A 7,639-nucleotide genomic window follows, 5' to 3' on the forward strand; every position below is an offset into this window, starting at 1 on the left:
CTTGACCCCGACTTCCGTCTCCAAATCCTCTCGCTCCTTCATGCGTAAGCCCTGCCCACCACCTCGCCCTTCCGTACGTCACCCTTGACTTTCTCCCTCTGATTTCGTCTTCCCCTCCTCTTGACCATTCCCCAAAATCCATTACTGTACATTCCCCCACGCCCCGGTGAAAGCAGCATTCCGCGCCTCGCCGAACCACGTGGAACCCCACCACCATGAAAGAAAATATCCATCCCAAGACCACCGAGACGACGATCACCTGCACCTGCGGTGCCGTGTACAACACGATCTCGACCGTGCCAAACCTCCGTATCGGCATCTGCTCCGCCTGCCACCCGTATTTCACCGGTGAACAGCGCTTCATTGATACCGCCGGTCGTGTGGACAAGTTCGCCCAGCGCTACGGTTCCGTCCGTGCCCGCCGCACTGCTCCGAAGCTCGCAGCCGCCGAAGCAGCTCCTGCTGCCGAAGTCGCCGCCGAAGCGTAGCTCACAGCCCCCGCCTTTTAGTCAAACGGTGTCCATGCCTCGTGCTGGACACCGTTTTCTTTTTGTCTCTGCCCCTCCCCTTTCCCCCTCATGGACTACTCAGGCGTCATCGCCGGTAAACGCACCCGCTTCGCCGACCTCGAAGACATCATCGGCCGCCCCAATTTCTACGACGATGCCAAGAAGGCGGGCGACATGCTGCGCGAACACCGCAGCCTGCAAAACCTGCTCACGAGTTGGGATGCGTTTGAAAAAACTCAGATCGAGCTCGCCGAGAACCGCGTCATGGCCAAGTCCCAGGAGGACAAGGAATTCGCCGAGATGGCCGCAGCAGAAATCCCCATCTTGGAGCAGCGCCTTATCGATCTTGAAAAGGCCATCCAGGAGTCGATTCTGCCGCCCGATCCACTCGAAGGCCGTGACATCATTCTCGAAGTCCGCGCCGGCACCGGCGGTGATGAAGCCTCGCTGTTTGCCGCCGATCTGCTGCGCATGTACTCGCGCTTTGCAGAAGGCCGTGGCTGGAAGCTCGAATCCCTCGACACCAGCCCCTCCGAAGTCGGCGGCTTCAAGGAAGTCATCGTCAAAATAAGCGGTGAAGACGTCTACCGCGTCATGAAATACGAAAGCGGTGTGCACCGAGTGCAGCGCGTACCCGCCACCGAAGCGCAGGGCCGCATCCACACCTCCGCTGCCACCGTGGCCGTGATGCCCGAGGCTGAAGAAGTCGATTTCGAACTCAAGTCCGATGAAGTCCGCATCGAAGTCTGCCGCTCCTCCGGTGCAGGTGGCCAGGGCGTGAACACCACTGACTCCGCCGTGCAGGTGCTGCACATTCCCACCGGTACCATCGTGCGCTGCCAGGACGGCCGCAGCCAGATCAAGAACAAGGAAAAGGCCCTCAGCATTCTGCGCTCACGCCTGCTGGAAAAGAAGCAGCAGGAAGAAGCCGCCAAGTATTCCGCCAACCGCAAAAACCTCATTGGCAGCGGCGGGCGTGAAGAAAAAATCCGCACCTACAACTACCCGCAGAACCGCGTGACCGATCACCGCATTGATCTGACGCTCTATAACCTCGATCAGTTCATGGAAGGCCGTGTCGAGGGTATCCTACAGTCACTTCTGGCCAGCGATCTCAAAGAACGTCTCGCCGAAGCAGGGCTGTCGTAAACACCAAACAGGGCCGCCGACGGCATGCTCATTTCCTGGAGTACTCGCGCACTGCCGTGCGCGTGAAATTGAACACGGCAGTTCCGCGTGCAGGGCGAAAGACAAAACCGTTCACAACGTGCTTGTTTGAAAACCACGCGGAGACAGGATGGAAGCGCGCGACAGGCAGGTCGATGTACTTCCCATGCTCCACGCCATCCGTCACGCTTTGGACAACCACAAGGTTTCCCCGGTGGGTATACACCTTGACCGGGTGCAGACGCTGGATGCCTAGATCCCAGTACGTCGGCGGGATTTCTCTCCTGAATGTTTCGCGATGCTTCAGCACAGCTTCATCATAAGACGACAGCGTCCTCCACGCATCCCGTTGCAGCCCCTTGTGAAACGTTGATCCCTGATCGGCATGCTGTTCCTGCATGCAACTGCATAGACAGACAAGCAGCGCACCCATGAAGACCATCCTCATTCGTTGCAGCGTGGCGGCAGGCAAAAAAGTCTCATTCATGCTTTCACCTTCAGCATTCCCCTTCGACATTCAACCTTCTTCTGAAATGCGGCGGCACCATCATCTCAGTTCAGCGGCAGGTATCGATGCAGGTAGTTTGTCATCAGTTCATACAAATGCCTCTGCGTGCCCTCGCCGGTATTGATGGCGTGGTCACGGTTGGGATAGGGCATAACGGTGAAGCGTTTGTTCTGCGCAACGAGTTCGTTGATGAGCTTCTCAGTCCCTTGGTAATGCACATTGTCATCGCCCGTGCCGTGCACGATGAGCAGATTCCCTTTTAAAGCACTGGCATGAGTGATGGGAGAGCCAAGCCGATAGCCTTCCGCATTGGCTTTCGGCAGCCCCATGTAGCGTTCCTCGTAAATACTGTCATAGAGCCCGCGATCTGGCACGGGCGCCACGGCTATGGCCGTCTGATAAAGATCCGGGTAGCGGAAGATGGCGTCCAGACTGCTGCTGCCGCCACCACTCCAGCCCCAGATGCCCACACGCTGCCGGTCAAGAAAAGGAAAACGTGCCAGCAAGGCCTTCGTGGCCTCCGCCTCTTCTTTCGAGTTCATGATGCCAAGCTGCAGATGGACGCTCTTGCGCCAGTCGCGGCCGCGCGGACTGGGGGTGCCGCGTGTGTCCACGCTGGCGACCACATAGCCATGCTGAGCCAGCATCCAGTGCCAGAGCCCGCGCTGCCCGCTCCAGACATCGCGCACGGTCTGCCCGGCGGGCTCGCCATAGACATGCATCAGCAGCGGGTGCGCGCGAGACTTGTCCATATCCTGCGCGGTGATGCACAACGCGTCACAGAAGATGCCACCGCCAATGTCCACGCGCAAGAACTCCACCTTCGGCAGCTTCAGCGCGGCCAGTTTTTCCAACAGCATCTTCTGCAACTTGAGCACACGAATCGTTTTGTGGTCAGGCAGAGAAACAAGCTGGATCACCGGTGGCGAGATCGCGGTCGAATGCGTGTGCACAGCCCATTGCGCATCTTCCGTCATGTCATAGCCGTGCGAGCCCGGCTGATCAGCAGGCGAGAGCCGCTCCGGCTCACCTCCGCTGAGTCTGATGCGATACAGATACCGCTGCGTGGCATTGGATGGAGAGGCGTAATAGTACAGCCAGCCCCCATTGGCCTCGACCAGCCTGACTTCAATGACATCAAACTCCCCCTGCGTGATGGGCCTCACCTCACCTGCCATGCTCACACGATAGGCGTGGCGCCATCCGCTGCGCTCGCTGAGCCAGAGGAAATCATCTCCGATCCAGCGAAAGGTGTTCTTGTTTTCCACCCAGGCCTTGTCCGTCTCCGTGAGCACGGTCTGCGTCGCACCCGTCGCAGGATCTGCACGCATGACGCGCAAGGTGTTTTGCAGGCGGTTGAACTGCTGCAGCAGCACCGCCTTGCCATCCGGCGTCCATTCCGCATGAGGCAGGTAGTGCTCGCGCGGATCTCCGGGCACATTCAGCCATGTGACTTCGCCACCTTCTGCAGAGACCACACCGAGACGGGTGGCGGAGTTCTTTTCGCCGGCCTTGGGATACGGGAAAGTGGTGACGCGTGGGTAGCGGCCATCGGCATGATTCACCAGAGTGAAGCGCTTCACGTCTTGGGTATTGAACTGCCAGAACAACAGACGCGCACTGTCGGGGCTCCAGCGAAAACCATCACGCAGGTCCAGTTCTTCTTCATTCACCCAGTCGGAACCGCCATTGATGAGTGTGGCGGAGCCGTCCGCCGTCACCGCGGTGATCTTCATGTCCGCCAGACTTTGCACGTGCAGGTTGTTCTTGTGCACATAGGCCACGCGATGGCCATCAGGTGAAAACTTGGCAAACATCAGCGTCGCAAGCGCGGCATCTCCGCCGAGCTTGCGCAGAGTCTGACCCGCCAAATTCAGCAGCCAGTAGTCACCACGAGTATTCTTGCGCCACACCTTGCGCGTGTTGGCAAACAGCAGCACCTGCGACTCGTCCGGCGAGAACTCGAAACTGTCCACGCTCAGAGGCTTCTTCGCACCCGGAGCAGTCAGAGTTTTCGCTGAAGCGATGATCGTCTGGATGCCCGTGGCAATGTCATGACGGACGAGATCTTTGCTTGGAAGGTCTTTACCATCCTTGTCCTTGCCTGTTGATTCGAGGGAAAAGTAATACGCACCCTTCTTGCTCCAACGCAACGTCTCCAGCTTTTCCTCCTTAAACTCCTCCGCAGTGAAGATGGAGTCCAATGTGAGCTTTGGAAGATCAGCAGCTGCATAGGCGGGTGTCATGCTGTGCAGGGCTGCAAGCAGAAGACAAAGCATGGGGTGGCTCATAAAGCAGCCAGTTAGCATCATTGAATGCGGTGCTTCAATCGTTGAATTGGGCTCGTGCAGCACATGCCGCTAGATTGCCCCGGAGCATCACTTCTGCTTGTCGCGGACGTAAATGATCTTGCCGGACTTCATGCAGAAGCCCCCCTGACAAGGCACAACGTGCCGTCCAACCTATCTCGAACCAAGACCCAAGAAGGCATCAGTATTTGGGGAAAATAGCAGGCGTCGGGAAGCGGTCTTCAAGGCTGAACTTCCCACTGTCAAGATACTCCTCCCGCGGCATGTGGGCATCTGGCCAGCCCGAGGGACGGATGCGGACAATCCGGGTCGGGCGCATGCCTTCGGTGATCATATCCGTCTCATAACGGATCTGGATGCCGCTACTGCCGAGCGGAGCATCTCCGGCTGTCTTCGTAACGTCGAGGATGGTACCTCGTGCGGCCATTTGCGCAGGGCCAGCGGTGCCCCCTTCGGTATGCTTCAGCGTGTTCTCCACTCCATTCATCAGAGCCGGGATGCCTTTTTTAAAATCGGCGTAGAGGGATGGGGCCATGCCGCCGAACAAAGTCACTGTCACCGTCGCGCGACCGAACTTGCCATACTCGACGGCATCCACCCACGCGGGCACCCAACGGTTGCGAATGAAAGTCTTGTGCGTTTCGGTCTGGTTATGAGCGGCGCGTTGCATGGAGGCATCATCCAGCCAGATGTCCGAGATGTGGAAGCGCGTGAACACACCACCCGGCGTCGGCTTCCAGGTGATCCCGAGCAGGACTGCCTGGCCGCTGAGAGATTTCTTCCCTCTGGCAGGCCAGACTCCATCCTTCACCAGTTCTTCGGGCGTCAGGCATTCGCGACCTCGCCAGATGCGGGTGGCCGCATCAAAGGTCAGATTTTCCTCACTGGCCTTGCCGTCTCCGCCTGCCTTGGCTTCGCGACTGGCGACGATCATCCCCTCATTGTTTTTGAGATCCACTTCCTTCAGTTTCCAGACCTTGCTCTCGCGCAGGCAATGGCTGGGCTCGTCTTCAAGGAGGAGCACGTGGTTCTCGGCAGGTGCAACACCCACGCCACGTCTGTGGTCCGCGTCTTTATCCTTGTTGTTGACCAGCAGCACCGGCACAGCGGAAATCTTCGGGTCCGGGGGAAGGTAAGCCCGCACGTGCATGACGGTGCCGAGCGGGATGTCCCGCAGATCCGCCGGCGCGCCGTGATAGCATACCATACCATAGGGTAGCATCGCGAAAGGTTGCGGATCATTCCGGCGAAACACGCCATTCCCTTCCACGCGCAGGCTGCCCCGGCGATTCGCATGGTCCACAAACACCAGTTCCCCCCGGTAGGAGTGTGCTTTTTCCAAAGGCGGAAACTTTCCCGCCTCAGGCCGGAATGGCTCGTCTGCAGCAGGCGCGACGGTAGTGAACACGCACCAAAGCAAAGTAAGCAGGATGACAACAGGTTTCATCAGGGAACGGAATGATGGAAGTTCAAATACTCCAACGAGGTCAGTATTTGGGAAAGATGGCCGGGGTCGGGAAACGGTCTTCGTGACTGAAGTTGCCATCACCCAGGTATTCCTCACGGGGGACTTGCACCTGAGGCCAGCTCGCAGGACGGACGCGAACGACTCGCGCAGCGCGAATGCCTTCGATGACGAGGTCGGTCTCAAATTGGATTTGGATGCCGCTGCTGCCCAGAGGGACATCTCCAGCCGCCTTTGTGACATCAAGGATGGCACCTTTGGAGGCCATGTGTGCGGGGCCGTAATTGCCGCCTGCATGCTTCAGGGTATTCTCGGCGCCATTCATCAGCACTTGGCTGTCTTTCTGGAAATCGGCGTAGAGGGAGGCGTCCATACCGCCGAACAAGGTCGCGGTCACGGTGGCGCGACCGAACTTGCCATACTCCACAGCATCCACCCAGGCGGGCATCCAGCGGCTGCGGATGAAGGCCTTGTGAACCTCGGTTTGAATTTGAGCAGCACGTTGTGTGGCCGTCTCATCCAGCCAGATGTCCGAGATGTGGAAGCGGGTGAAGATGCCATCTGGCGTGGGCTTCCAGGTGATGCCGAGCAGGACGGCCTGGCCGCCGAGTGATTTCTTGCCGCTGGCAGGCCACACGCCTTCGGTGATCAAGTCGCTGACCATCAGGGATTCGCGTCCGCGCCAGATGCGGGTGGCGGCGTCGAAGGTCAGCTTTTCCTCGCTGGCCTTGCTGTCTTCGCCGGCCTTGGGTTCGCAGCTGGCGATGATCATTCCTTCGTTGTTCTTGATCTCCAGTTCTTTCAGCTTCCAGACCCGTCCCTCGCGCAGGCAGTGGCTGGGTTCGTCTTCGAGCAGGAGGACGTGGTTCTCGGCGGGTTCAATGCCGGCACCGCTGTAGCCTGCGGTTTTCTCACGGTTATCGACCGGCAGCACGGGCACGGCGGAAATCTTCGGGTCTGGCGGAAGAAAGGCCCGCACGTGCATGACGGTGCCGAGCGGGATGTCCCGCAGATCCGCCTGTGCTCCATGATACCGAACAATACCATAAGGAAGCATGGCAAATGGGTGCGGGGCGTTTCGGAAATATGTTCCCGCCCCTGCCACGCGAAGGCTGCCCCGTCGGTTCGCATGATCCACGAACACGAGTTCACCCCGGTAGGAGTGTGCCTTTTCCAAAGGGGGAAACTTTCCCGTCTCCGGTCGGAACGGCTCCTCTGCTGTGCATACGCCAAGAGTCAGAAACGAAGCACTAAGAAACAGTAAGAAGCATTTCATAGTGCGATCACCTTGTTGCTGTCCGCAAACGTGTCTGTCTCCACACCCATGCGCTGGGCCATGAGGAGCAGCAGGTTGCTCATGTGGGCGTCCGTGTTCGCGGGGCGGCTGCAGAGCTGGTAGTGCGCGGTGGTGAGCGCCCCGTCTGCGCCGAGCGCGTAGCCTTGAAATCCTGCAGCCTGTTTGTTGAAATCCAGATGCTGCCCATGTTTCAGACCGAGGTCCGAGCCACCGGCGAGTACCAGAGGGAGATTGGCGTTGCCATGGCTGTGACCGTAGGACATGCCGCTGCCAAAGAGCGCCATGGTGGAGCCTAGCAAGGTATTGCCATTGAGGTCCTTGGTCTCCGAGAGCCGGGTGAGGAAGTAGCTGAACTGCTCGATGGCGAAGGTGTCGTAGTTGGTG

6 protein-coding genes and 1 pseudogene are annotated in these 7,639 nt (G+C 58.8%); 2 read left to right on the forward strand and 5 right to left on the reverse strand.

The genetic code is table 11. The features are described 5' to 3' along the window. Positions 1–215 precede the first annotated feature (215 nt). Both rpmE and prfA read left to right on the forward strand, forming a co-directional pair. Entirely contained in the window at positions 216–488 is a 273-nt protein-coding gene (gene rpmE / locus PSV43_RS01835) for a 50S ribosomal protein L31 (protein WP_300193085.1), read from the forward strand. Between the two features lie 90 nt (positions 489–578). Beyond that, positions 579–1,658 carry a peptide chain release factor 1 gene (gene prfA / locus PSV43_RS01840; protein ID WP_300193087.1) on the forward strand — a complete coding sequence of 360 codons (1,080 nt, stop codon included), beginning with the start codon at positions 579–581 and terminating at the stop codon, positions 1,656–1,658. Between the two features lie 28 nt (positions 1,659–1,686). On the opposite strand, the gene PSV43_RS01845 is transcribed toward prfA, so the two are convergent. The 5 genes and pseudogenes from PSV43_RS01845 to PSV43_RS01865 form a co-directional block, all read right to left on the reverse strand. Beyond that, a complete protein-coding gene (locus PSV43_RS01845; protein WP_300193089.1) occupies positions 1,687–2,163 on the reverse strand; it encodes a hypothetical protein in 477 nt (158 codons plus the stop codon). Positions 2,164–2,228: 65 nt separating this feature from the next. Then, positions 2,229–4,463 carry a S9 family peptidase gene (locus PSV43_RS01850; protein ID WP_300193091.1) on the reverse strand — a complete coding sequence of 745 codons (2,235 nt, stop codon included), beginning with the start codon at positions 4,461–4,463 and terminating at the stop codon, positions 2,229–2,231. A 211-nt stretch (positions 4,464–4,674) separates the two neighbouring features. Next, a complete protein-coding gene (locus PSV43_RS01855) occupies positions 4,675–5,940 on the reverse strand; it encodes a hypothetical protein (protein WP_300193093.1) in 1,266 nt (421 codons plus the stop codon). Between the two features lie 40 nt (positions 5,941–5,980). Further along, entirely contained in the window at positions 5,981–7,015 is a 1,035-nt protein-coding gene (locus PSV43_RS01860) for a hypothetical protein (RefSeq protein ID WP_300193094.1), read from the reverse strand. Positions 7,016–7,230: 215 nt separating this feature from the next. Next, a pseudogene (locus tag PSV43_RS01865) lies at positions 7,231–7,639 on the reverse strand (hypothetical protein); the annotation flags it as partial.

The organism is Prosthecobacter sp., assembly GCF_029946185.1.
Taxonomy (GTDB): Bacteria; Verrucomicrobiota; Verrucomicrobiia; order Verrucomicrobiales; family Verrucomicrobiaceae; genus Prosthecobacter.